Below are 23733 nucleotides of genomic sequence, written 5' to 3'. Positions count from 1 at the left end.
CGTGCCGGTCCGGTTTCGAGCCGTGCCGCGTCCCGGGCATCGACGCCGGGGCGCCTCCACGAGGGTCCGAACCGGGCCCTAGGCTCGGACCCGGAGCCCGAACGTCGGGCCCGACGGCCTCATGGAGGGGTACGGATGAGCGGGGACGGCGGCAGTCCGGGTCAGCAGCAGCACGGCGGACAGCCGTACGGGCCGGGGGCCCAGGGGCCGACCGGCGGGCCGGGCCACTGGCCGGGGTACGGGCCGGCCTACGGGCAGCCGGGGTGGAACACCGGCGGCGGCTGGGGCCAGGGCCCGTGGGGCCTCCCCCCGGTCGCGCCGCAGCCCGGCGTGCTGCCGCTGCGCCCGCTCGGGTTCGGCGAGATGTTCAGCGCCGTGGTCGACACCGTGCGCCGCTACGCCGCCGCGCTCTACCTGCCGCTGGCGGTGTTCGCCGCGATCCTCGCGGTGCCGCTGCTGGTGGCCTGCGCCATGCTGGCCGGGCCCCTGGCGGACGCGCTCGAAGCGTTCCCCACGGACCCCGCGGACGCCACCTCCGAACAGCTGTGGGACGTGGTCCGCCCGGTCCTGGTCCTCGGCGGCCTGTACCTGCTGGCGCTCGTGGTGCAGTACGTGGTCGCCGGTCCGCTGGCCACGGTGGTGCTGCGGGCCGCCACCCTCGGGCGCAAGCTGACGCCCGGCCAGGCCTGGCGGGAGACCCGTCCCCGGCTCCGGACCACCGCCGCCGTGACGGCGCTGCTGTTCGGCGGGGTGCTGCTGGGGTACCTGCTGGTCGTGGCCGCCGGGCTCCTGATCGGCCTGGTGGACGGGGACCTGGGGGCGCTGGCCCTGCTCCTGCTGTTCGGGGCGCTCATGGTCGGCGCCCTGTACGCGATCGTCCGGCTGACCCTGCAGGTGCCGGTGGTGGTGCTGGAGGAGAGCGGCCCGAAGACCGCGATCCGCCGGGCCTGGCAGCTCAACAAGGGCAACTGGTGGCGCTCCCTGGGCCTCGTCACGGTGACCTCGATCGCCGGCGCGTTCGCGGCCGGCCTCGTCAGCCTCCCGCTCCGGATCGTCGTGACGCTGGCCCTGCCGTTCGACACCACCACCACCACCGACTACGCGGGGAGCGCCCTGGGCGGGCAGGTCACCCACGGCACGATGACCCTGGTGCTGATGCTCAGCACGGGCATCGCGCTGCTCACCGCGGTGGCGACCGGCCCGCTGGTCCCGCTGGCCAACGGCGTGCTCTACATCGACCGCCGGATCCGCAGGGAGCGCCTGGACATCGCGCTGGCCGAGGCCGCGGGCATCCACCTCGCCGAGTCCTACGGCTACCCGCAGCAGGCCCCCGTCCCCGCCCAGGCCGCGCCCGCGCAGCCCGCGCCGACCGCCCCGTCGGTGCCTTCGCAGCCCGCGCCGCCCGCCCCCGCGCAGCCCGCGCCGACCGCCGAGCGGCCCGCGGACGGGGGGCCCGCGGACGGGCGCCCCGCGGACGAGCGGTCGGAGGACAGCTGACCGCGGCTGGTTGCGGTTCAGTCACGGGCTGCCCGATTGGCCGCCATTACGGCAAATGGGCCCCGGAACCCTGTTGTTGACGGGAGCACAGGTCTCACATAATTCGTGCACCGCGTGTAGACGACCACGTTCGAGCCGACCGGGGGGACGGCTCGTACTGCGGCGCGGGCAGCCATGTGAACCCTGGGGGGAGACCCTTGTCCGTTCCCGAACCGTCCCCTGAACCGGCGGCCGGTCCCGAACCCGTGCCCGCGCTCGAACCGGCGGCCGCGGCCGCACCCGAGCCCGACCCCGCCCTCGCGACCGTGCCCGCAGCTGCGGCCGAACCCGCGAGCGGGGCCGGGCCCGTGTCCGCGCCGGACGCCCCGCGGCGGCTGCCCCGGGCGGTCGGGGTGGCGCTGTCGGTGGCCGGGTTGCTCGCGGTGACCGCGGCCAGCGCGGCCGTCACCGTCGCGGTGGGCAGGCCGGACCACCCCGGGCAGGCCGTCGCCGCGGCCTCGCCGGGCGCGGTCGCGAGCACCGCCCCGTCCCCGTCGGCCTCCCCGAGCCCGACGCCCACGCCCACCCCGAGCCCGACGCCGTCGCCGACCGTGGCCCCGCGCCCGGCCAGCACCCTGCAGGGCAGCGTCTCGGGCGGCAAGCACAGCGGCGACCTGCGCTACTTCCTGCTGCCGGTGCCCGACGACGCGGACCCGTACGGCTCCCCGGACGGCGCGATGATGACCATGGACGACATCCAGGCCGGGTACGGCAAGGACGTCGACATCAAGGAGATCCTCGACTCCTGGGACTTCAAGGACGCGGCCACCCGCACCTACCGCACCCGGGACGGGAAGACCGAGGTGCGGGTCGAGCTCAAGCGCTTCAAGCGCACCGACCGGGCCCAGGGCTTCGCCGACCACAGCAGCTACGACCGGGAGTCCTTCGACGTCGACGGGGTGCCGAACGCCAAGGGCTACGTCTTCAAGCCCGAACAGCAGGCGTACACCGGTGAGTTGATCGGCATCGGCGTGGTCGGCGACGTGGTCTACGAGGTCACCGTCGACGTGCAGGGAGACCCCGACAAGGCGCTGCTCGCCGATGCGATGAAGCGCACCCGCGACCGCCTCGCCAACGGCTGACGGCCGACCCGAACCCCCTTCCCAGGAGCCAGAGTTGAGCACCGAATCCGCGGACGCGGCGGAGCCCGGGACGGCCGCTGCCGCTGAGCCGTCCACCCCGCCGCCCGCCGCCCCGCCCGCCGCCCCGCCCGCCGCCCCGCCCGCCGCGGCCGCGCCGCAGCCCGCGAACCCGTTCGCCCGGCCGTCCCTGCCCGGGCCCTCCGCGCCGCCCGGGACCTCCACGCCGCCCGCTCCGCCCGCGGTCCCCGGGACCTCCGCGGTCCCCGAGACCTCCGCGGTCCCCGGGGCCTTCGGCGCGGTCGAGGTGATCGAGGCCGGTGCCGAACCCGTCCGGAAGAAGCCGCGGTTCGGGGCGGGCACGCTGTTCCTGACGGCGGTCCTGGCCGGTCCGGTGGTCGGGGCCGGGGTCGGGTACGCGATCCAGGCGTCCCGGCCGCCGACGCCGCTGCCGAAGATCGCCGCGCCGAAGCTGTCCTACCCGGCCGAGCGGGTGGACCCGAAGGCGCTGGCCGCGGCCGGGCCGCAGCCGCTGGACATCGACGGCGACCTGCGCAAGCTGCTGATCGAGCGTCCGGCGGGCACCGAGGACCGCACCGACGGCGACGGTGACGGCTGGGTGTCCCCGGCCGACGTGGCGGAGAACTACGGCGACAGCGCACGCCAGTTCAGCTCGATGCTGTCGGAGGGCTTCCGCCGGGCCGCCTCGGTGGCCTGGAAGTCGGGCGACGACCTGTACCAGGTCGCGCTGGTGCAGTACGCGCCGGAGTCGACGCTGAAGGCGATCACCAACGCCGCCCCGAACTCGACCCGCGACTCGGAGGTCACGGCGATCCCGGGCAACTCCGAGAGCTACCTGGTGATCGGCAAGCAGCCCCTGCACTACGCGCGCAGCACCGACACCTACTACTACGGCGAGGCGCTGGCCCGGAAGGGCAACGTGGTGATGACCGTCGCGGTCTACGCCAAGAACCCGGTGGACCGGGCGCAACTCGAAGACATCGCCAAGCGCCAGTGGGAGAAGCTCGCGTGACCGACATCGAATCCGCCGGGACGGCCGTCCCGGCGAAGCCGCGGCGGCGGGCGCCGAGGGCGCTCGCGGCGGTGCTCGCGGCGGCGCTGGTCGGCGTCGGCGTCGGCGAGCTGATCATCAAGGTGCACTACGAGGACGGGCCGGACCGCCCGGCGGTCGCGGCGCCCGCCCCGGCGCCGTCGGCGAGCGGGACCGCCCCGTGGGGCGCCAAGTCGAACGGCAACCACTTCGGCAGCCTGCGCGACCTGCTGCTGCCGGTGCCCGACGGGTACCGGCTCGGGCCGGACTACAAGGGCCTCGGCAACGACGGCGAGTTCGCCGGGACCCTGGAGCAGGCCCAGGAGGAGGAGCTGTCCGCGGTCCCGGAGAAGTACCGGGGCCAGTACAAGGAGGCGCTCACCAGCCTGCACTTCACCGGCCTCGGGGTGCGCACCCTGGTGCCGACCGACGACCGGCTGATGGTGGTGCTGAAGCTGACCCAGTTCAACCAGCTGGCGGTGTCGGAGCGGGGCGCGCTGTTCGGCGCGCTGGTCGACGACACCGACCTGTTCCGGCGCGGGCCGGACGTGCCGGGCCACCCGGACGCGCGCTGCGCGCTGCCGCCGCTGGTCGCGGGCGACCAGCTCGACTACATGTCCTGCTACTCCGCCGAGGGCGACCTGCTGGTGGGGATGCGGGTCTCGGGGGTCGCGCCCCTCGACCAGAACAAGGTCGTGGACCTGTTCCGTCAGCAACTGGACCGACTGGCCCGACCGGGAGCCTCCGCATGAGCAGTGACACCACCCCCCAGAGCGGGCCGGACGCCGGGTCGGAGCCGGCCGTCGGACCGGTCGTCGAGGAGACCCCGCCGCCCCCGCCGGTCCCGCCGCAGAGCCCTGCACAGGACCCGTCGGACCCGTGGCAGGCCCCGTGGCAGGACCCCTCGCAGCAGCCGGGCGCCCCGGCGGGGCCGTCGCGGGCCGAGCGCCGCCGCCGTTGGCAGGTCGGCGGGGCGCTGCTGCTGGCGGTGGTGACCGGGGCGGCCGCGGCCGTGCTGGTGACCCTGCCGGAGCGCACCGACGTTCCGGGCCTGGCCACGCCGAACGACGGCCGGTACGCCTTCCCGGAGCTGACGCTGCCGCCGCTGCCGGTGGGCGCGTCGGCGCCGGCCGACTCCAAGCTGAAGACGCACGCGGCGGACCTGCGGGGGCTGCTGCTGCCGCTCCCGGCGGGAGCGGTCGCCACCGGCCCGTCGGTCGCCCCGTCCGCCTCGGCCGCCCCGTCCGCCCCGGCGTCCCCGTCCCCGTCCGCTCCGGCGTCCGCGTCCCCGTCCGGCCCGGCGTCCCCGATGCCGAGCCTGCCGTCGGTGGCGGGCCGCTGGATCCCGTGCGACCGGGACGCGATGCTGGCCACGGACGACACGTACACCCTGCGGCTGACCAAGGACGCCTGCCGGGGCGCGGCCGCGCAGGGCTGGACGACCCCCGACGGCACCCGCACCGAGCTGCGGCTGTTCCACTTCGGGTCGTCCGACGAGGCCGCCGACTACTTCGCGGGCGCCCGGATGATGAACGGGACGAAGGACATCGGCACGACCACCCTGGACAGCGACGGGAAGTACCCGGCCGCGGCGGGGCAGTTGGACGTGCGGTTGTCGGAGGAGAAGGCCGGCGGGGCACCGACCGGGAGCCTGTGCTGGCTGCAGAGCGGCGACGTGGTCGCGCTGATCCAGATGACCAACCCCGAGGGCGTCCCCGCGCAGGCGTTCCGGCAGGTGGTCGCCCTGCAGAGCAGCCTGCTGGCCTGAGCGCCGCGGCCCGGTCCGCCGCCGTCCCCTAGGGGGCGGACCGGGGAGGTCATCCCGTGGAGGGAGGCAACCCGGGCTCCGCAGCGCATTCCGCACGGTGGGGCCGGACGGCTACGTTGAGCCCGTGTCCACAGTCATCAAGACGGACGGCCTCACCAAGAGGTTCCCCGGGGTCACCGCGCTGGACCGGCTCACCGTGGAGGTGGAGCCCGGTGTGGTCGGCCTGGTCGGGGCGAACGGTGCGGGAAAGTCCACTCTCATCAAGATCCTCCTCGGGTTGTCCCCGGCCACCGAGGGCACCGGCCAGGTGCTCGGCCTGGACATCGCCACCCAGGGCCCGGCGATCCGCGAACGGGTCGGCTACATGCCGGAGCACGACTGCCTGCCGCCGGACGTGTCCGCCACCGAGTTCGTGGTGCACATGGCCCGGATGTCCGGCCTGCCCGCCTCCGCGGCCCGCGAGCGCACCGCCGACACGCTCCGCCACGTCGGCCTGTACGAGGAGCGCTACCGCCCGATGGGCGGCTACTCGACCGGCATGAAGCAGCGGGTGAAGCTGGCCCAGGCGCTGGTCCACGACCCGCAGTTGGTGCTGCTGGACGAGCCGACCAACGGCCTCGACCCGGTCGGCCGGGACGAGATGCTCGGGCTGATCCGCCGCATCCACGCCGACTTCGGCATCTCGGTGCTGGTCACCACCCACCTGCTGGGCGAGCTGGAGCGGACCTGCGACCACCTGGTGGTCATCGACGGCGGCAAGCTGCTGCGCTCCTCCTCCACCGCCTCGTTCACCGGCACCACCCAGCTGCTGGCCGTCGAGGTCACCGATCACCCGGTGGACCGCGCCTTCGACGCCGACGCGGTGCTGACCGAGCGGCTGACCGCGGCGGGCCTGTCCGTCCGCGGCGACGGCAGCCGGATCCTGCTGGTGGAGCTGACCGGTGACGACACGTACGACACCGTCCGCGACGCCGTGGACGACCTCGGCCTGGGCCTGGTCCGGCTGGAGCAGCGCCGCCACCGGGTCGCCGAGATCTTCAGCACCCGGTCCGACGAGGACGCGGACGAGTACGGGCACGAGCACGGGCACGCGGGCGCGGACGCGCACCGGGCCGCGGCCGCAGGAGGCGAGCAGGCATGACCACCCGCTCCGACGCCCACGGCGGCGTCATCCACGACATCGGCTACCGCCCGTACACCGGGCCGCGGTTGGGCCGCCGGTACGCCACCCGCTCGCTGTACGTGCAGAGCCTGCGGGCCGCGTTCGGCCTGGGCCGCTCCGGCCGGTCCAAGGTGCTGCCGTTCCTGCTGCTGGGCGGCATGGCGGCGCCCGCGCTGGTGATGCTGGCGATCGCGCTGTTCGCGCACCTGGACAGGATGCCGAAGGACTACGTCGACTACCTGGCCTCGTTCTCGGTGCTGCCGCAGATCTTCCTGGCCGCGCAGGCCCCGGTGCTGATGTCCCGTGACCTGCGGCACCACGTCGTCCCGCTGTACTTCTCCCGCCCGGCCACCCGCGGCGACTACGTGGCGGCGAAGTTCGCGGCGATGTTCAGCGCGCTGATGATCGTGCTGGCGCTGCCGCTGCTGCTGCTGTTCACCGGCGCGATGCTGGCGAAGTTCCCGGTCGGCGACAACCTGCTGCACCTGCTGTACGGCCTGGTCGCGGCGGTGCTGTACGCGCTGGTGTACACCGCGCTCGGCCTGCTGATCGCCGCCGCCACCCCGCGCCGCGGCTTCGGCGTGGCCGCGATCATGGGCGTGCTGATGATCAGCTTCGCGCTGGCCAACCTCACCTACGCCCTGAACGGCGGCTTCAACCCGGCGCGGACCTCCTCCTCCTGGGCGTTCCTGATCTCGCCGTCCGCCTCGGTGGAGGCCCTGGTCAACCGGCTCTTCGACCTGAGCACCGACGACTTCTCCGCCCTGCACGCCCCCACCGGGGCCGGTGCGGCGGTCTTCCTGGCGGTGCTCCTCGCCCTCACGGCCGGCGGCTACGCGCTGACGCTGCGCCGCTACCGGAACGTCTGAGAGGCAGCCATGGCCGTCATCACCATCGACAAGGTCTCCCGCTGGTTCGGGAACGTGGTCGCCGTCAACGACGTCACGATGACCATCGGGCCGGGCATCACCGGCCTGCTCGGCCCCAACGGCGCCGGGAAGTCCACCCTCATCCACATGATGAGCGGGTTCCTCGCCCCCTCCGCCGGTGCCGTCACCCTCGACGGCGCCCGGATCTGGCGCAACCAGGAGGTGTACCGGGAGATCGGCCTCGTCCCCGAGAAGGAGTCGATGTACGACTACCTGACGGGCTGGGAGTTCGTCCTCGCCAACGCCGAACTGCACGGCTTGGCCGACCCGGGCGCCGCCGCCGAGCGGGCCCTGGCCCTGGTCGAGATGGGCTACGCCCAGGACCGGCACACCGGCACCTACTCCAAGGGCATGAAGCAGCGCGTCAAGATGGCCTCCGCGCTGGTCCACGACCCCTCGGTGCTGTTGCTGGACGAGCCGTTCAACGGCATGGACCCGCGCCAGCGCCTGCACCTGATGGAGCTGCTGCGCCGCTTCGGCGCCGACGGGCGCACCGTGCTGTTCTCCTCGCACATCCTGGAGGAGGTCGAGCAGCTCGCCCGCCACATCGAGGTGGTGGTGGCCGGGCGGCACGCCGCCTCCGGCGACTTCCGCGAGATCCGCCGCCTGATGACCGACCGCCCGCACCGCTACCTGGTGCGCTCCAGCGACGACCGGCAGCTCGCCTCGGCGCTGATCGCGGACGGCTCCACCGCGGGCATCGAGTTCGACGCCTCCGAGAAGGCCCTGCGCATCCAGGCGGTCGACTTCCAGGGCTTCACCACCCTGCTGCCCAGGGTCGCCCGGGCGGCCGGCATCCGCCTGTACACCGTCTCCCCGGCCGACGAGTCGCTGGAAAGCGTCTTCTCGTACCTGGTCTCGTCCTGAAGGGCCCCCGATGAACACCACCGTCGCCAGGCTCACCGCGCGCGGCCTGTTCGGCCGCCGCCGGGTCCTGATCCTGCTGGCCGTCCCGGTCCTGCTGCTGGTCGTCTCCGTGCTCGCCCGCAGCAGCGGCCTGGACGAGCTGGACCTCGCGCACCGCGTCCTGGGCACCCTCGCCCTCGGCACGCTCGTCCCGATCACCGGCCTGATCGTCGGCACCGGCGTGATCGCCACCGAGATCGAGGACGGCTCGATCGTCTACCTGCTCGCCAAGCCGCTGCCCCGCTGGAAGATCGTCACCACCAAGCTGGTCGTGGCGGTCGGCAGCACCTGGCTGCTCTCCGCCGTCCCGCTCTACGTCGCCGGACTGCTCCTGTACGGCACCGGCGACCGGGTCGTGCTGGGCTACACCGTGGGCGCGCTCGCCTCCGGCGCCGCGTACAGCGCGCTGTTCCTGCTGCTGGGCGTGCTGACCCGGCACGCGGTGATCGCGGGCCTCGCCTACGCGCTGATCTGGGAGAGCCTGATCGGCAGCTACGTCGAGGGCGCCCAGACCCTCTCCGTCCAGCAGTGGGGCCTGTCGCTGGCCGAGGCGATCGCCGCCGACGGCACCGTCATCGCCCCGGTCGGCCTGGGCACCGCGCTGTGGCTGCTGGTGATCGTCGGGGTCGGCGCCACCGCGTACGCCTCGGTCAAGCTCTCCGGGCTGACGCTCAGCGGCGAGGAGTAGGCCCGGCCGGACGCGCAACGGGCGGGGACGGTCGTGCCGACCGTCCCCGCCCGTTCCCGTGCCTCACACCGTCCGGTTGCGGCCCGCGCCCCAGCCCGCCACCGCCGCGACCGCGGCCAGCACCAGCAGCACCAGCAGCGTCGCGTCCCAGCCGCCGGTGAGCTGGTGCAGCGCGCCCGCGCCGACCGGGCCGGCCGCCGCGACCAGGTAGCCCACCGCCTGGCTCATCCCGCCCAGCCGGGCCGCGCCCAGCACGCTGTCGGTGCGCAGCACGATGAACGCCAGGCCCAGGCCCAGCGAGCCGCCCTGCGCCAGGCCCAGCAGCGTCGCCGAGAACCACGCCCCGGAGACCGGCGCCAGCAGCAGCCACAGCACGCCCGCCCCGTTCAGCCCGGCCATCGCCAGCGCCAGGGCGCGCTGCCGGGTCATCCGGCCCGCCAGCAGCGGCACCAGGAACGCCCCGGCGACCTGCACCAGGTTGCTGAACGCGAAGACCAGGCCCGCCTCGCCGCGCGGCATCCCGTGGTCGGACAGGATCGTCGGCATCCACGCCACCAGGGTGTACACCAGCAGCGAGGAGATCCCCATGAACACGCTGATCTGCCAGGCCAGCGGGGACTTCCACGGGCTGCCGGGGACCGCCTTCGCGGGCACCGCGCCGACCGCCTGCACCGGCACGGTGCGCTGCTGCCGGGCCCGCAGCACCTGCGGCAGCCAGGCCACCGCGGCGACCAGCGCCAGCACCGACCAGGCGCCCAGCGAGGCCCGCCAGCCGCCGCCCAGCGCGTGCTCCAGCGGCACCGACAGCGCGGCCGCCATGGTCGCGCCGACCAGCATGGTGGTCGAGTAGACGCCGGTCATCATGGCCGCCTTGTGCGGGAACTCCCGCTTCACCAGGCCCGGCATCGACACGTTCAGCACCGCGATCGCCACGCCGATCACCACGCAGCCCGCGTACAGCGCCGCCACCGAGGGCAGCACCCGCAGCAGCACGCCCGCGCCCAGCGCCAGCACCGCGCCCAGCACCACCCGCTCGGTGCCGAAGCGCCGGGTCAGCCGCGGGGTCAGCGGCGCGCCCACGCCCTGGAACAGCACCGGCACGGTGGTGATCAGGCCGCTGGCGGTCGCGGACAGGCCGAAGGTGCGCTGGATCTCCGCGACCATCGGCGAGACCGCGGCCAGGCAGGCCCGCATGTTCAGGGCCACCAGCACGATCCCGGCCAGCAGCAGGGCGGGGTGGGCGAAGCGGGCGGCGGTTCGGGTACCGACCTTCCGGTCGAGGGCGGGCTGAACGGCACGGGTGACCGACATGGCTGGACTGACTCTCTGTGCTCGGTGGTGCTACTGGCTACGGCGCGGACGGCGGGAGCGGGCCGCGGGTCACTTCCGCGCGGCGATCGCGGCGAGCAGGTGCTCCACCGCCGCCGTCGGCTCCGCCAGCAGCGCCCGGCAGGCCGCCTCGGCGCGCTCCGGGTCGCCGCTCTCGATCGCGTCGACCAGCGCCGCGTGGGTGGCGATCACCACCTCCGGCATGTCGTGGTCGCCGAACGCGGTGCGCATCGACTCCCGCACCGAGGCCCCGAAGTACCGGTACACCTCGGTCAGCGCGGGGTTGTGCGCCGCCTCCACCACGGCCGTGTGGAACTCCAGGTCGTGCTCGACGGTGGCCTCCCGGCCGGCCCGCTCCGGGTGCGCGGCCATCACCTCGGCCTCGCGCGCCAGCGCGGCCCGCATCCGGGTCAGGTCCTCCGGGGTGTGCCGCTCGGCGGCCAGCCGGGCGGCCTCGGTCTCCAGCGCGGCCCGCACCTCCAGCACGTCCCGCACCCCCGAGCGCTGCACCCCGCGCAGCACCGCCGCCGGGTCGCTGGTCGAGCGGACGAACGTCCCCTCGCCCTGCCGGGAGACCAGCATCCCCGCGTGCACCAGCACCCGGATCGCCTCGCGCACCGTGTTGCGCCCCACCTGCAGCCGCTCCGCGAGCTCGTGCTCGGTCGGGATCCGCGACCCCACCGCCCAGACCCCGGACGCCAGTTGCTCGCGCAGCTGCTCGATCGCGGCATCCACCAGCGACCGCCGCCCCGCCGCCTGCAACCCCTCCACGTCCGGACTCCTCTCCATGCTCACCGCCGACCTGCCCGGTCATCCTACAACTGCTTGCCCGGTCATCCTACAACTGATCCGGACCCCGGCGCCGCGTCCCGGACGCGCGTTCGCCGCCCGCCGCCGGGAGCGGCGAACGCCCGTCCCGCCGCCGGGCGTTGCGCGCCTCACACCCCGGTCCGGGAACCGGCGGTCCGCGCACGGGCGTTCCACTGCACGGAGCGTGCCCCGGGCAGTGACTCGGAAATGATCCCTTTGTATGCTCCGCTCTCCGGCTCCTTCCGCCCGTCGGCGACGACGCGTGCGGCGGCGAGCGGTGGCAGAGGCGCCCGAAGGCCGCCTCCGGTGAAGGGTGCAGGTATGACAGGCCGCAGGGCGGGGGCGCCGGGTGAGGACCCCGGGTGGTGGGAGGACCTCACCCCGCAGGGTGATCCGTACCGGCAGGACGCGCCCCAGCGCGACGACGCACCCGGGCCGCGGGTGCCGCGCAGCCGCACCGGCAGCCACGACGCCGCCCCCACCGGGGGCCGGGCCGAGGCGCGCCGCGCCGCGCAGGGGCGGAGCGGACGGCGGACCCAGGGCGCGGACGCGGGCGGACCGCCGGAGGGCGGCCGGGCCGGGGCCCGGCGGGCGGCGCAGGGGCGCCGCAAGCCCCGCCGGACCAAGCGGATCGTGGTCTGGAGCCTGGTCGGCACCAGTCTCGCGGTGGTCGGCACCGGCGGCTTCCTCTACTGGCGGCTGAACTCCAACCTCTCCTCCTGGGACAAGTCCGGCGTCAGCCAGAGCCGCCCCCCGGAGGCGGCGGCCGACGCCAACGGCAACAAGCCGATGAACATCCTGCTGATCGGCTCCGACTCGCGCGACGGCGCGAACAAGGACCTCGGCGGCGGCGAGGACGGCGGCGCCCGCTCCGACACCACGATCCTGCTGCACGTCTACGCCGACCACAAGCACGCCGTCGGCGTCTCGATCCCGCGCGACGCGCTGGTCACCATCCCCAGCTGCAAGCTGCCGAACAAGACGTGGACCAAGGAGCAGACCGGCACCCGGTTCAACGCCGCCTTCTCGGTCGGCAACACCGAGCAGGGCAACCCGGCCTGCACCCAGAACACCGTGGAGAAGCTCACCGACCTGCGGGTCGACCACACCATCGTGGTCAACTTCGAGGGCTTCTCCTCGATGACCAAGGCCGTCGACGGCGTCCAGGTCTGCCTGCCCAACGACATCTACGAGGGCGACCTCAACCCCAACCTGGGCCACAAGGGCAAGCTGATCTACCACAAGGGCGTCCAGAAGGTGGAGGGCCAGGGCGCGCTGGACTACGTCCGACTGCGGCACGGCATCGGCGACGGCTCCGACGTGGGCCGGATGAAGCGCCAGCAGGCCTTCCTCTCGGCGCTGATCAAGCAGGTCAAGTCGAACGGGATGAGCCCGACCAGCCTGTACCCGCTGGCCGACGCCGCCACCAGGTCGCTGACCGTGGACGAGGACCTGGACAGCGTCGAGAAGCTGACCGACCTGGCGATGACGCTCAAGGGCATCGACCTGCACGACATCAAGTTCGTCACCACCCCCTGGCACTACGAGGGCGCCAAGATCGGCCTCGACCACCCCGAGGTCGACCAGCTGTGGGCCGCGCTGAAGGCCGACCGGACCCTCGACAACCGGGACGCCAGCGCCGGCAGCGCCTCCCCGTCCCCGGCCGGGGCCGCGACGCCCACCGCGACGCCCACCGCGACGCCCGCCCCGCCGGCGGACGGCACCGGCGTCAAGGTCGCCGTCTACAACGGCACCACCACCGGCGGCCTCGGCAACAAGGCCGCCGCGACGCTCAAGGCCGCCAACTACACCGTCACCACGACCGGCAACGCGCCCAGCCAGAGCCACGCCACCACGGTGGTCCAGTACGCCTCGGCCGCGCTGAAGGAGCGTGCGCAGGCCGTGGCCGCGCTGTTCCCCGGCGCGACGGTCGAGGCCGGGGGGGCGTCCGGCATCTCGCTGGTGCTCGGCAAGGACTACGCGGCCGCGGCCGGGGGCGGGACGGCCTCGGCCGGTGCCACCAACCCGGGCCCGGTCCCCTCCCAGGTCGCCGAGGGGGCCCGCTCCGCGGACCAGGACGCCTGCTCCGACCTGTCCTTCGGCTGACGGCCCGTCGGAACCCCGCGCCCGGCTCCCCGCGTCCGGCTCCCCGCGCCCGGCGACGGCCGTGCGCGGGGCGCGGGCGCGGGGTTCAGCGCAGCCCGAACACCCGGTCCAGCACCACGGCGACGCCGTCCTCGTCGTTGCCGACCGTCACCTCGTCGGCCACCGCGCGCAGCTGCTCGTGCGCGTTGCCCATCGCCACGCCGTACCCGGCCCAGCGGAACATCGGGACGTCGTTGGGCATGTCGCCGAAGGCGATGGTCTCGGCGGCGGTGACGCCCAGGCGGCGGGCGGCCAGCGAGAGGCCGGTGGCCTTGGTCAGACCGAGCGGGAGGAGCTCGACGATGCTCTCGCCGGCCATCGTGACGTTGACCAGCTGCCCGGCCACCGCCTGTGCGGCTTCCGCGAGTTGGTCGTCCGTCAGGTCGGGGTGCTGGATGTACAGCTTGCTGACGGGGGCGGCGAGCAGTTCCTCGGGCGCGACCGGCCGGATCGGCAGGTCGGTGCCGATCCGCAGTCGGTAGCCGGGCCCGGCGACCACTTCGCCGTCCAGGCCGTCCCGGTTGGCGGCGACGGCCAGCGGGCCGGTCTCGGCCTCGATCTTGGCGAGGGCGAGGGCGGCCAGCTGCCGGTCCAGGGTGACGGAGGTGAGCAGCTTGTGCGCGCCCGCGTCGTAGACCTGGGCGCCCTGCCCGCAGACCGCTATCCCGGTGTACCCGATCTCGTCGAGGACCGGCCTGGTCCAGCCGGCCGAGCGGCCGGTGACGATGATGTGCTTCGCCCCGAGCGCGGTGACCGCGCCCAGGGCCTCGCGGGTGCGGGCGGAGACGTTCTCGGCGCTGGTGAGCAGCGTCCCGTCGAGGTCGGTGGCGACCAGCCGGTAGGGCAGGGGGGCGGTGCTCATGGCGCGGGGTGCTCCTGGACGAAGGTGGGGTTACCGGGCGGCGACGGGCTCCAGCACGGACCTCCCGCCGAGGAAGGGTCGCAGCGCCTCGGGCAGGACCACCGAGCCGTCGGCCCGCTGGTGGTTCTCCAGCAGCGCGACGATCACCCGGGGGACGGCGACCAGGGTGCCGTTGAGGGTGGCGAGCGGGCGGACGCCCTCGCCGTCGCGCATCCGGATGGAGAGCCGGCGGGCCTGGTACTCGGTGGTGTTGGAGGTGGAGGTGACCTCGCGGTACTTGCCCTGGGTCGGAACCCACGCCTCGATGTCGAACTTGCGGGCGGCGGAGGCGCCGAGGTCGCCGGAGGCGACGTCGATGACCCGGTAGGGCAGTTCCAGCGCGTTCAGGAAGTCCTTCTCCCACTGGAGCAGGCGGCGGTGCTCGGCCTCGGCGTCCTCGGGGGTGGTGAAGACGAACATCTCCACCTTCTCGAACTGGTGGACGCGGATGATGCCGCGGGTGTCCTTGCCGTAGGTGCCGGCCTCGCGGCGGAAGCAGGAGGAGAAGCCGGCGTACCGCAGCGGGAGCCGCTCGGCGTCCAGGATCTCGTCCATGTGGTAGGCGGCGAGCGGGACCTCGCTGGTGCCGACCAGGTAGCGGTCGTCGTCGGCGAGGTAGTAGACGTTCTCGGCGGCCTGGCCGAGGAAGCCGGTGCCGTCCATCGCGGCGGGGCGGACCAGCGCCGGGGTGATCATCGGGGTGAAGCCGACCGCGGTGGCCTGCGCCATCGCCATGTTGACCAGGGCGAGCTCCAGCAGCGCGCCGGGGCCGGTCAGGTAGTAGGAGCGGGCACCGGCGACCTTGGCGCCGCGCTCGGTGTCGATCGCGCCGAGCAGCTGGCCCAGTTCGACGTGGTCGCGGGGCTCGAAGCCCTCGGCGGCGAAGTCGCGCGGGGTGCCGATCTCCTCCAGCGTGACGAAGTCCTCCTCGCCGCCGACCGGGGCGGCCGGGTCGATCAGGTTGGCCAGCGCGCGCTGCAGCCGCTCGGCCTCCTCCTTCGCCTCGCCCTGGGCGGCGTCGGCGGCCTTCACCTCGGCGGCCAGCTCCTTGGTGCGGGCCAGCAGGGCGGCCTTCTCCTCGCCCTTGGCGGCGGCCACCTGCCTGCCCAGCTGCTTCTGCTCGGCGCGCAGCTCGTCGAAGCGGGTGCCGGACGCGCGGCGGCGTTCGTCGGCGGAGAGCAGGGCGTCGACCAGGTCGACGTCCTCACCACGGGAGCGCTGCGAGGCGCGCACTCGCTCGGGGTCTTCACGGAGCAGGCGGAGGTCGATCACGCGCTCCAGCCTACCGGTGGCCGGGGGCCGTTCCGGGACGCCGCCCGGGGTTGGGGATAACTGCGCTCCGCCTGTGGATAACCCCGGTGGAAAACCCTTCCGGGAGCGGGTTATCCACAGGACCGCACGTCATCCTGTGGACAGTGGGGGAGCAAAGGTCCGCAGACGTCCGAACCGCGAATTGCAGGTTTCAAACCTCGATTCGGCTTCCCGAGTGAGGGAATTCGCTCGCTCGCCCAGGTGATTTGTCACTGCGGGGGCGACTCTGGTCCGATAAGTCCACTCCGCGCCGCTAGTAGATGATCTGACCGGCTCTGGGGGTTTCCTTACCGCTTTGTCGACTCCGGCCGAGGCCTGTGGATAACTGCCCGTCAGCTGGGGACAACCGGGCCTGTGGACGCCGCCCGTCCGCCTGTGGATGAACCGCCCCGCCCGCCGCCCGGACCGGCCGGGCCGACCGCGCCCCAGGTGAACGGGGCTGCGCCGGGCGGGTGACCTCCGGGCGGGCCGGAGGTGAACGGGCGGCCCCGCCCGGAGAACGGCCCGGTTACAGCTCGCCGCGCCCGTCCAGGCAGCGCGAGAGCCAGTCCGCGGCGTTCGCGAAGTCCAGGTCCGAGGTGCCGTTGCGGAGCGGGAAGGCGGTGCCCTTGTCGGCCCGCGGGTAGGAGCCGAGGAAGCGCACCTGCGGGCAGATCCGCTTCAGGCCCATCAGCGCCTCGCTGACCCGCCGCTCGCTCAGGTGCCCCTCGCAGTCGATCAGGAAGCAGTAGTTGCCCATGCCCTCGCCGGTCGGCCGGGACTCGATCCGCATCAGGTTGATCCCGCGCACCGCGAACTCCTGCAGCAGCTCCAGCAGCGCGCCCGGGTGGTCGTCCGGCAGCCAGACCACCATCGAGGTCTTGTCCCAGCCGGTCGCCGAGGACACCCGCCCCGGACGGCCCGCCAGCACGAACCGGGTGGTCGGCGCGGCCGCGTCGTGGATCTCGTCCGACAGCACCTCCAGCCCGTACAGCTCGGCCGCGAACGCCCCCGCCACCGCCGCGTCGTAGCGGCCCTCCTGCACCAGCCGGGCCGCCTCCGCGTTGGACGCCGCCGACTCCCACTGCGCGTCGGGCAGGTTGGTGGCCAGCCAGTGCCGCACCTGCGGCTGCGCCACCGGGTGGCCGCTGACCGTCTTGACGTCGCCTGCGGTGGTGCCGGGCCGGACCATCACCGCGAACGAGATCGGCAGCAGCACCTCGCGGTAGATCATCAGCGGGCTGCCGTTGATCAGCTCGTCGCTGGTGGTGGTGACCGCGCCGTCCACCGAGTTCTCGATCGCCACCATCGCGCCCGCGGCCTCGCCGGCCCGCACCGCGTCCAGCGCCGCCGACACCGAGGCCACCGGCGTCAGCTCCCGGGTCGCCGCCTCCGGAAGGGTGCGCAGCGCCGCCTCGGTGAAGGTGCCCGCGGGCCCGAGGTAGGTGTAACGGGTCGCCGACATGACCGCCTCCGAACTCACTGCGCGTACGCGTGGGCATCCCCGGCCCACCCCGTCACCATAGCCACTTTCCCGGCCCCGCCCGGCCCCGTCCCGCTCTGCGGGCAGCGGACCGGACCGGGGGCTAGCCCTCCAGCAGCTGCTGTCCCACGTACCCGCCCGCGGGCGCGCCCGGCACCACCGCGAACAGCGCCGACGCCTCGTGCCGCAGGTACCGGGACAGGCCGTCGCCCCGGGACAGCCGCTGCTGCACGGGCACGAAGCCGCGCGCCGGGTCGGCCTGGTACGCGGCGAACAGCAGCCCGGCGTCGGGGGAGCCGTCGGCGAGCAGGCCGTCGTGGAAGGAGAAGCCGCGCCGCAGCATCGCCGCCCCGCCGTTGGAGACCGCCGCGGCGACCCGGACGTGCGCGTCCGGGGCGATCTTCAGGGTGCCGTCGGCGTGGGTGGCGGCCAGGTCGACCGGGGTGCGCTCGACCGCGTCGGGGCCGCCGGAGAGCGGGGCGCCGTCGCTCTTGCGGCGGCCGATGATCCGCTCCTGCTTGTCCAGCGGCAGGGTGTCCCAGCCCTCCAGCAGCATCCGGATCCGGCGCAGCACCGCGTAGCTGCCGCCGGCCATCCAGTCCGGGCCGGTGGCGAACACGGTGGCGGCGAAGTCCGGGTCCTGCGGGCGCGGGTTGTTGGTGCCGTCGACCTGGCCCATCAGGTTGCGGCCGGTCATCGGGTGCGGCGTCGCCCCGGGCGTGCGGGCGAAACCCGACATCAGCCAGCGCGGCGCGGCCAGCCCGGTGGCCAGCCGCACCAGCACCCGCAGCGCGTGCACCGCGACCAGGGCGTCGTCCGCGCCGACCTGCACCCACAGGTCGCCGTCGGAGCGGGCCGGGTCCAGCGCGTCGCCCGGGAAGGCGGGCAGCGCGGCCAGCGCCGCCGGACGGCGGTCGGCCAGGCCGACCTTGTCGAACAGGGACGCGCCGAAGCCGAAGGTGACGGTCAGCGAGTTCGGTCCGGCGTCCAGCGCGATCTGGTTCTCGCCCTCCGCGGCCGGCTCGCCCGCGGCCATCCGGGCGGCCGCCGCCGACCAGCCGCGCAGCAGCGCGGTCAGCCCGTCCCGCCCGGTGCTGGCCAGCAGGTCGAACGCGGCCCACTCCACCCGGGCCTGGGCGGGCTCGACGATCCCGGCCTGCCGCGGCCCGTGGAACGGCACCCGGGCCGCGCCCGGCGTCCCCCCGTCGGCGGGGGCGTGCGCGGACGCCCGCCCGCCCCACGCCCCGCCGACCGCCCCCACCGCGAGCCCGGCCCCGGCCCCGCCGAGCACCGCCCGCCGGGACGGCCCGACCGCACCGCCGCTCACTGCCCCACCTTCAGCTGCTGGGTGGCGGTGACCTGGTCGATGTCGGAGGACCGGACGGTCACCGACACCACCCACACCCCGTTCAGCGGCAGCTGCGCGGTGCCGGTCCACCGGCCGGTGCCCTGCGCCTGCAGGGCCACCGGCAGCGGGCCGAGATCGCGGTCGGGGAGGGTGAAGGCCAGCTCCAGCTCCGGCACCTCGGCGGGCTGCCCGGCCGAGTCGGTCAGCGTCAGGGTCACGGCGTTGGGCCCGGTGGCGACCGGGTTGACGGTGACGACCGCGGTGCCCTTGGCACCGGCGGTGCGGCCACCGGTGTCGTATGGGAGCTTCAGCTCCTCGGTCCGCCCCGGCACCGACGGGGCCCCGGCCGACGGGGTCGACGCGGCGGGGGCGCCCGCGACGGCCTGCGCGACGCGTCCGGGCGGCGAGTTGGTCAGCATGGTGGTCACCACCAGCACCAGCACCGCCACCGCGGTCTCCACCACCACGCTGCGCCGCAACCCGGCCCGGGCGGGGGAGCCGTCGGCGGCCCGCTCGCCCCGGGCCCGGTCACGCGCCGCCCGCTGCCGGGCCAGCTGGGCGGCCCGCTCCGGGTCGGCACCCGCGACGGCCGCGTCCGCGCCCGCCGCACCGGCCCCGCCCGCGGCGGTTCCCGCGCCCGCGGTGACCGCAGTGTTCGCGCCCGCACCGGCCCCGTCCGCGGCGCCGGCCGCCCGCGCGGCCCGCTCCGGGTCGGCACCCGCGACGGCCGCCGAACGGTCCTGGGCGTCCGCGCCCGCCGCACCGGCCACGCCCGCGGCGCCGGCCGCCCGCGCGGCGCGCTCCGCCCCGGTCGCGACGGTTTCCCCGTCCGCGACGGCCCCGCCGTCGACGTCCGCGGCAGTTCCCGCGCCCGCGGTGACCGCGGTGTTCGCGCCGCCCCCGGCACCGGCCGCCCCAGCAGCCCCGCCGATCCCGGCTGCCCCGGCCGTGACCGCCGCCGTCTCGTCGGCGGTGCGCAGCCTGGCCGTCCAGGCGCGGGAGATCCAGGCGACGCCGAGCATTGCCGCCACGCAGCCGACCTTGATCAGCAGCAGCCGCCCGTACTCGGTGTCGACCAGGGCGCTCCAGGAGCCGAGGCCGCGCCAGGACTGGTAGACGCCGGTCACCGCGAGCACCGCGACCAGCCAGAACGCCAGCCTGGAGAAGCGGTCGACGGCGGCGGCGGGCAGGCCGTGACGCAGACCGACGGCGAGGGCGGCGAGGCCGCCGAGCCAGCCGGCCATCGCGAGCAGGTGCAGGGCGGCCATCGGGAGCGCCAGCGGCACCTGGATGCCGACCGAGGAGTGGTCGGCGCCGACCCAGGTCGCGGCCAGCGCGAGGGCGAGGGCGAGTCCGGCCAGGCCGAGGCCGAGCCGGGCGTCGCGCTGCGGGCGCTCGGCGGCGGCCCGCTCCAGCCGGCGCAGCTCCGCCTCCTCCTCGTCCGCGGGCTCCTCGGTCTCCGCGGGCTCCTCGGTCCCCGCGGTCCCCGCGGCGGGGGCGGGCTTCGGCTGCGGCGTCCCCAACTGGCCGACCAGCAGCGAGAGGAAGACGCCCGCGGCGGCGAGCAGCAGCAGCCGGGCGGCGAGCGCGGTGCCGATCCGCTCGTCCAGGGTGGCGCGCACCAGCGAGAGGTCGAAGGACTGCCCGAGGCCGGTGCCGCGCTCGTACGGGCCGCGCAGCATCAGCACGGCGACGGTGGACAGCAGCAGCGCGACCCACCCGGTCATCAGCAGTCGCTGCACGCCGCGCACGGCCGCGCCGCCGGGCCAGACCGCGAGGACGAACGCGGCGGCCCCGGCCAGCAGCGCGAACGCGAGGTAGGCGACGGTGCGGGCGGTGCCGTAGGCGAGGGCGACCGCGTCGTCGGCCTCGGCGCCCTGGACGGCGGCGGCGTTCACCGAGGTGTCGGACGGGGCCCCGACGGAGAAGGTGAAGGCGCCGCCGACGGGGTGCGAGTCCTCCGAGACGGCCCGCCAGGCGACCGTGTAGGTGCCGTTGGCGAGGCCGGAGCGCAGCGCGACCCGGGCGGTGGCGGCCCGGCCGTCGACGTGCTCGGGCTTGCCGTCGTCGACCGCGTTGCCCTGCGGGTCGAGCACCCGGACCGAGTCCGTGGACAGCGACACGCCCTCGCTGAAGGTGAGCGTGACGGCGGTGGGCGCGGTCGCCACCACCGAGCCCCGCTCCGGGTCGGTGCCCTCCAGGGTGGCGTGCGCGGACGCCGCCGTCGCCCCGCCGAGCACCAGCCCGAGCGCCGCCACCAGCACCGCCAGCAGCGCGCCCAGCCGCCGCCTCGCCCCTGTCACCACGTGCGTGCCTCTCCTCGTCGCCATCGCCGATCAGCTACCCGGACGGTACGTCAGCGGCTTCACCGGAACCTTGACCACGACCCGGCCCGCCCTGGCGAACTGCAGGTCCAGCTCCAACTCGTCGCCCAGCGCGGGCTGCGCGGTCCAGTCCATGATCATCAGGTGCGCGCCGCCGCGGGACAGGTCGAGGGTGCCGCCGGCCGGGACGTCCATCCGGTCGACCGGCTCCATCGAGGTGTCGGTCGAGCGGTGCATGGTCACCGACCCGGCGGCCGGGCTGCTCACGCTGACCAGGGTGTCCGCGCCGCCGCTGTTGCGGACGGTCAGGTAGCCCGCGCCCATCCCGCCGGGCGTGGCGGGCAGCGGTATGTACGGGTCCGCGACGGTCAGCCGCGGCGCGCCGCCGTCGTCGTCCCCGGACCGGTACGCCACCGCGCCCGCGCCGACCGCGAGCGCGGCCGCCAGCCCCGCCCCGAGCAGCGCGGAGCGCCGGAACGATCGGCTGCTCACACCGCCACCCCGTTCGCCATCAGCTCCAGGTCGTGCCGGTAGACGTCGATCGAGGTGCCCGCCATGTACAGCAGGTGCGCCTTGTCGTCGGTGGGCAGGAACGCCAGCACCTGCGCGCCGTGGGTGGAGGTGACCGCGCCCTTGGCGTCCACCACCGGGTCCTCGACCGCGATGCCCAGCGGCCTGGCCGCGGCCTTCACCTTCGCCAGGTCGCCGGTCATCCCGACGAAGTCCTTGCCCATCGAGTCCAGCCAGGTCCGCAGCACCTGCGGGGTGTCCCGCTCCGGGTCGGTGGAGACGAAGACGACCGCCAGCTTCTCCCGCTCCTCGGCGGTCAGCTTCGACATCGCGACGCCGATGTCGCCCATCGTGGTCGGGCAGACGTCCGGGCAGCTGGTGTAGCCGAAGAACAGCAGCACCGTCTTGCCCGCGGTCCTGGCCCGCAGGTCGTACGGCTGCCCGGAGGTGTCGTTCAGCACCAGGTCCGGCTTCTCGAAGTTCTTGCTGAGCACGGTGCCCTGGTACTGGCTGGTCGACGCCTTCCGGCTGACCTTCGCCGCCCCGGTGCTCTCCCCGCCGCCACCGGAGGAGGAGCAGGCGGACAGCGCCAGCGAGGCGCCGAGGACGAGGGCGGCGGCGGTCAGCAGCCGGGGGCGGGGGCGGTGGAGGGGAGCCAAGGGACTTTCCTGTTCGTGCGGGGTGCGGGGGAGCGTACGTCCACGGAAGGGGGAGGAGCGCCGGGACGGGGCGCGCGGCCCCGTCCCGGCGGTGGTTCAGGACTGCGCGGAGCGGCGGCGCAGCCCGGCCACGCCGAGCGCCGCGCCGACCACGCCGACCACGATGCCGACCACGCCCAGGGTGCGGGCCGTCGCGTCGGAGGCCTTTGCGTCGGACGCGGCGGCCTGCTGGGTGCCGGAGGAGTCCGTCGAGTGGTGGTCGGCGGCCGCGGAGGCCGCGCCAGCCGCCTTGGTCAGCTTCAGCGTCGGGGCGGGCTTGGACGGCTCGGGCTGCCCGTCCTTGGCCTCCTCGATCCAGCGGACCACGTCGCCGTTGTCGTACGTCTGCAGCGCCTTGAAGGTCAGCTGCTCGGTGTCGGTCGGCAGCGCGCCGAGCGAGACCGCGAAGTCCTGGTACTGCCCGGGCCCGATCCTGGTCCCGTCGTTCGCGGTCCAGGTGATCTTCGAGACGGCCTCGGTGATCTGCTGGCCGTGCGAGCTCAGCGGCTTGTCGAGCTTCGACTTCTCCATCACGGCCGTCCAGCCGGGGACGGGCTGGGTGCGCACCGAGGCCATCGGGTGGTCCAGCGGCAGGTTGACCTCGACCTTCACGGTGGAGGCGGTGTCGCTCTCGTTCGGCACCCGGAACGCCACGGCGGTGTACCCGCCCTGCTGGGCGCTGTTCGACTGGACGGTCACGTGCGCCGAGGCGGGGACGGCGGACGCCAGCAGGGCGCCCGCGGCCAGCGCGAGCGCGCCGAGGGAACGACGGGCGGAAAGCGAACGCATCAGGGGACTCCTGAGGAAGGGGGCCGAGCGGCGGTGCCGCGTCGGCACGGGGGGAGGTGCGGGGACTCGTCCGGCCCGCTCACGGCGCGGGCACGGCGGCAGCGGTGCGCGCCCGGGCCCCGGCGTCTGCCCCGGACCCGATCAGCGCGCGAACGCCACCGCGGGCGGTCCCCTGCGCAGCAGGCTGTGCCGCAGCGCCGCCGCCACCGGCAGCGGCCAGTCCTCCGCCCGCCCGGTCGGGCGCGGCGCGGCCGGGCGCTCGGCACCCAGCACCAGCGCCGTCAGCAGCGCCACCGCGGTGCGCAGCGGGGCCGCCCACTCCCGGGCGGTCAGCGCGGCCGTCCGCAGCAGCCGCCACAGCGCGGCCTCGCCGCGCCGCAGCCACCAGCCCGCGACCAGTGCGGCCGCCAGGTGGCCCAGCAGCATGCCGGGGGTGAGCCCCATCCAGCCGGACGCCGCGTGCGGCGCCGCGGCCGCGACCAGCGCCTGCGGGTCCAGGCCCGCGGCGCTCACCACCTGCTCCGGCGTGGTGTCCAGCGGGACGACCGTCAGCCCGTTGCCGGGGGCGTCGTCGCACAGCAGCCGACCGGCGACCACCGTCAGCGGGTCCGCCGGACCGGAACCGGCCATCCCCGCCATCTGCGCGTGCGCCATCGGCGCACCGCCGCCCAGGCCGCCGCCGAGGAAGTGGAACAGCAGGTGCAGTCCCAGCTGCCCGGCGCCCAGCGCCGCCGCGATCGCCGGCAGCGAGCGCTCCCGCCCGCCGACCAGCGCCGCCGCCGCGCACACCGCGGCGAACCCCAGCAGCAGCACGTCCGGCGCCACCGTGCCACCCGCCCGCGCGTGCCCGAGGGCCGCGACCAGCGTGCACACCAGCGCGAACGGCACCGCCCGCAGCAGCCGCAGGTCCCAGGCCGCCACCGGCACCCGTCCGGCGGGCACGGCGGCGCCCCGGCGGGCGGCGGCGGTGGATACGGTCATGGCCGG

The 23733-nt window shown here is 75.0% G+C and carries 21 protein-coding genes; 10 read left to right on the top strand and 11 right to left on the bottom strand.

Going from position 1 to position 23733, the window contains the following annotated elements; genetic code table 11:
• Positions 1 to 135: 135 nt before the first annotated feature.
• The 9 genes from QSK52_RS04100 (at position 136) to QSK52_RS04060 (ending at position 9119) form a co-directional block, all read left to right on the top strand.
• Positions 136 to 1497, top strand: coding sequence for a glycerophosphoryl diester phosphodiesterase membrane domain-containing protein (locus QSK52_RS04100; RefSeq protein WP_285733680.1), 1362 nt, complete (start codon positions 136 to 138; stop codon positions 1495 to 1497).
• Between the two features lie 245 nt (positions 1498 to 1742).
• Positions 1743 to 2618, top strand: coding sequence for a hypothetical protein (locus QSK52_RS04095; RefSeq protein WP_285733678.1), 876 nt, complete (start codon positions 1743 to 1745; stop codon positions 2616 to 2618).
• 34 nt (positions 2619 to 2652) lie between these two features.
• Positions 2653 to 3648 (top strand): hypothetical protein, encoded by a 996-nt coding sequence (locus QSK52_RS04090; RefSeq protein ID WP_285733675.1) that lies wholly within the window; start codon positions 2653 to 2655, stop codon positions 3646 to 3648.
• A complete protein-coding gene (locus tag QSK52_RS04085) occupies positions 3645 to 4418 on the top strand; it encodes a hypothetical protein (protein WP_285733673.1) in 774 nt (257 codons plus the stop codon). Before QSK52_RS04090 ends, QSK52_RS04085 begins: the two co-directional genes overlap by 4 nt.
• Positions 4415 to 5434, top strand: a complete 1020-nt coding sequence (locus QSK52_RS04080; RefSeq protein ID WP_285733671.1) for a hypothetical protein — start codon at positions 4415 to 4417, stop codon at positions 5432 to 5434. Before QSK52_RS04085 ends, QSK52_RS04080 begins: the two co-directional genes overlap by 4 nt.
• Before the next feature lie 124 nt (positions 5435 to 5558).
• Positions 5559 to 6575: an ABC transporter ATP-binding protein gene (locus tag QSK52_RS04075; protein WP_285733669.1), complete on the top strand. Its 1017-nt coding sequence runs from the start codon at positions 5559 to 5561 to the stop codon at positions 6573 to 6575.
• Positions 6572 to 7465, top strand: coding sequence for an ABC transporter permease (locus QSK52_RS04070; RefSeq protein WP_285733666.1), 894 nt, complete (start codon positions 6572 to 6574; stop codon positions 7463 to 7465). Before QSK52_RS04075 ends, QSK52_RS04070 begins: the two co-directional genes overlap by 4 nt.
• A 9-nt stretch (positions 7466 to 7474) precedes the next feature.
• Complete coding sequence (locus QSK52_RS04065) at positions 7475 to 8392, top strand: ABC transporter ATP-binding protein (protein ID WP_285733664.1); 918 nt, start codon at positions 7475 to 7477, stop codon at positions 8390 to 8392.
• Between the two features lie 10 nt (positions 8393 to 8402).
• A complete protein-coding gene (locus tag QSK52_RS04060) occupies positions 8403 to 9119 on the top strand; it encodes an ABC transporter permease (protein ID WP_285733661.1) in 717 nt (238 codons plus the stop codon).
• Between the two features lie 63 nt (positions 9120 to 9182).
• On the opposite strand, the gene QSK52_RS04055 is transcribed toward QSK52_RS04060, so the two are convergent.
• Together QSK52_RS04055 and QSK52_RS04050 are read right to left on the bottom strand one after the other, a co-directional pair.
• Positions 9183 to 10430, bottom strand: a complete 1248-nt coding sequence (locus QSK52_RS04055; protein ID WP_285733659.1) for a CynX/NimT family MFS transporter — start codon at positions 10428 to 10430, stop codon at positions 9183 to 9185.
• Between the two features lie 69 nt (positions 10431 to 10499).
• Complete coding sequence (locus QSK52_RS04050; protein ID WP_285733656.1) at positions 10500 to 11219, bottom strand: FadR/GntR family transcriptional regulator; 720 nt, start codon at positions 11217 to 11219, stop codon at positions 10500 to 10502.
• A 360-nt stretch (positions 11220 to 11579) separates the two neighbouring features.
• On the opposite strand from QSK52_RS04050, the gene QSK52_RS04045 reads away from it, so the two are divergent.
• The gene (locus QSK52_RS04045; RefSeq protein ID WP_285733654.1) at positions 11580 to 13364 is read left to right on the top strand and encodes an LCP family protein; all 1785 of its coding nucleotides are present in this window, start codon (positions 11580 to 11582) and stop codon (positions 13362 to 13364) included.
• A gap of 85 nt (positions 13365 to 13449) precedes the next feature.
• On the opposite strand, the gene QSK52_RS04040 is transcribed toward QSK52_RS04045, so the two are convergent.
• The 9 genes from QSK52_RS04040 to QSK52_RS04000 form a co-directional block, all read right to left on the bottom strand.
• Positions 13450 to 14265 (bottom strand): HAD family hydrolase, encoded by an 816-nt coding sequence (locus QSK52_RS04040; protein WP_285733652.1) that lies wholly within the window; start codon positions 14263 to 14265, stop codon positions 13450 to 13452.
• Positions 14266 to 14295: 30 nt separating this feature from the next.
• Positions 14296 to 15576, bottom strand: coding sequence for a serine--tRNA ligase (gene serS, locus QSK52_RS04035; protein ID WP_285733650.1), 1281 nt, complete (start codon positions 15574 to 15576; stop codon positions 14296 to 14298).
• Positions 15577 to 16123: 547 nt separating this feature from the next.
• The gene (gene pheA, locus QSK52_RS04030) at positions 16124 to 17059 is read right to left on the bottom strand and encodes a prephenate dehydratase (RefSeq protein ID WP_285733648.1); all 936 of its coding nucleotides are present in this window, start codon (positions 17057 to 17059) and stop codon (positions 16124 to 16126) included.
• A 121-nt stretch (positions 17060 to 17180) separates the two neighbouring features.
• Positions 17181 to 18404 (bottom strand): iron uptake transporter deferrochelatase/peroxidase subunit, encoded by a 1224-nt coding sequence (gene efeB / locus QSK52_RS04025; protein WP_285733646.1) that lies wholly within the window; start codon positions 18402 to 18404, stop codon positions 17181 to 17183.
• Complete coding sequence (locus QSK52_RS04020; protein WP_285733644.1) at positions 18401 to 20728, bottom strand: copper resistance CopC/CopD family protein; 2328 nt, start codon at positions 20726 to 20728, stop codon at positions 18401 to 18403. Before QSK52_RS04020 ends, efeB begins: the two co-directional genes overlap by 4 nt.
• A gap of 33 nt (positions 20729 to 20761) precedes the next feature.
• A complete protein-coding gene (locus QSK52_RS04015) occupies positions 20762 to 21241 on the bottom strand; it encodes a copper chaperone PCu(A)C (protein ID WP_285733642.1) in 480 nt (159 codons plus the stop codon).
• Positions 21238 to 21918 carry an SCO family protein gene (locus QSK52_RS04010; protein WP_285733640.1) on the bottom strand — a complete coding sequence of 227 codons (681 nt, stop codon included), beginning with the start codon at positions 21916 to 21918 and terminating at the stop codon, positions 21238 to 21240. The genes QSK52_RS04015 and QSK52_RS04010 overlap by 4 nt, the downstream gene beginning before the upstream one ends.
• 96 nt (positions 21919 to 22014) lie before the next feature.
• Positions 22015 to 22746, bottom strand: a complete 732-nt coding sequence (locus tag QSK52_RS04005) for a YcnI family copper-binding membrane protein (RefSeq protein ID WP_285733638.1) — start codon at positions 22744 to 22746, stop codon at positions 22015 to 22017.
• 141 nt (positions 22747 to 22887) lie between these two features.
• On the bottom strand, positions 22888 to 23727 hold the full coding sequence (locus QSK52_RS04000; protein WP_285733636.1) for a hypothetical protein: 840 nt from the start codon (positions 23725 to 23727) through the stop codon (positions 22888 to 22890).
• Between the last annotated feature and the right edge of the window lie 6 nt (positions 23728 to 23733).

The organism is Kitasatospora phosalacinea (genome assembly GCF_030268885.1).
GTDB lineage: Bacteria > Actinomycetota > Actinomycetes > Streptomycetales > Streptomycetaceae > Kitasatospora > Kitasatospora phosalacinea_C.
Note: the sequence above shows the minus strand (reverse complement) of the source record. Positions and strands in the feature narration are given on the sequence as shown.

Excerpts from the sequence above, each read along its gene's own strand:
- QSK52_RS04005 (WP_285733638.1), bottom strand. The coding sequence starts at position 22,746 with ATGCGTTCGCTTTCCGCCCGTCGTTCCCTCGGCGCGCTCGCGCTGGCC.
- QSK52_RS04045 (WP_285733654.1), top strand. The coding sequence starts at position 11,580 with ATGACAGGCCGCAGGGCGGGGGCGCCGGGTGAGGACCCCGGGTGGTGG.
- QSK52_RS04040 (WP_285733652.1), bottom strand. The coding sequence starts at position 14,265 with ATGAGCACCGCCCCCCTGCCCTACCGGCTGGTCGCCACCGACCTCGAC.
- QSK52_RS04070 (WP_285733666.1), top strand. The coding sequence starts at position 6,572 with ATGACCACCCGCTCCGACGCCCACGGCGGCGTCATCCACGACATCGGC.
- QSK52_RS04055 (WP_285733659.1), bottom strand. The coding sequence starts at position 10,430 with ATGTCGGTCACCCGTGCCGTTCAGCCCGCCCTCGACCGGAAGGTCGGT.
- QSK52_RS04000 (WP_285733636.1), bottom strand. The coding sequence starts at position 23,727 with ATGACCGTATCCACCGCCGCCGCCCGCCGGGGCGCCGCCGTGCCCGCC.
- pheA (WP_285733648.1), bottom strand. The coding sequence starts at position 17,059 with ATGTCGGCGACCCGTTACACCTACCTCGGGCCCGCGGGCACCTTCACC.
- QSK52_RS04080 (WP_285733671.1), top strand. The coding sequence starts at position 4,415 with ATGAGCAGTGACACCACCCCCCAGAGCGGGCCGGACGCCGGGTCGGAG.
- QSK52_RS04100 (WP_285733680.1), top strand. The coding sequence starts at position 136 with ATGAGCGGGGACGGCGGCAGTCCGGGTCAGCAGCAGCACGGCGGACAG.
- QSK52_RS04065 (WP_285733664.1), top strand. The coding sequence starts at position 7,475 with ATGGCCGTCATCACCATCGACAAGGTCTCCCGCTGGTTCGGGAACGTG.
- QSK52_RS04060 (WP_285733661.1), top strand. The coding sequence starts at position 8,403 with ATGAACACCACCGTCGCCAGGCTCACCGCGCGCGGCCTGTTCGGCCGC.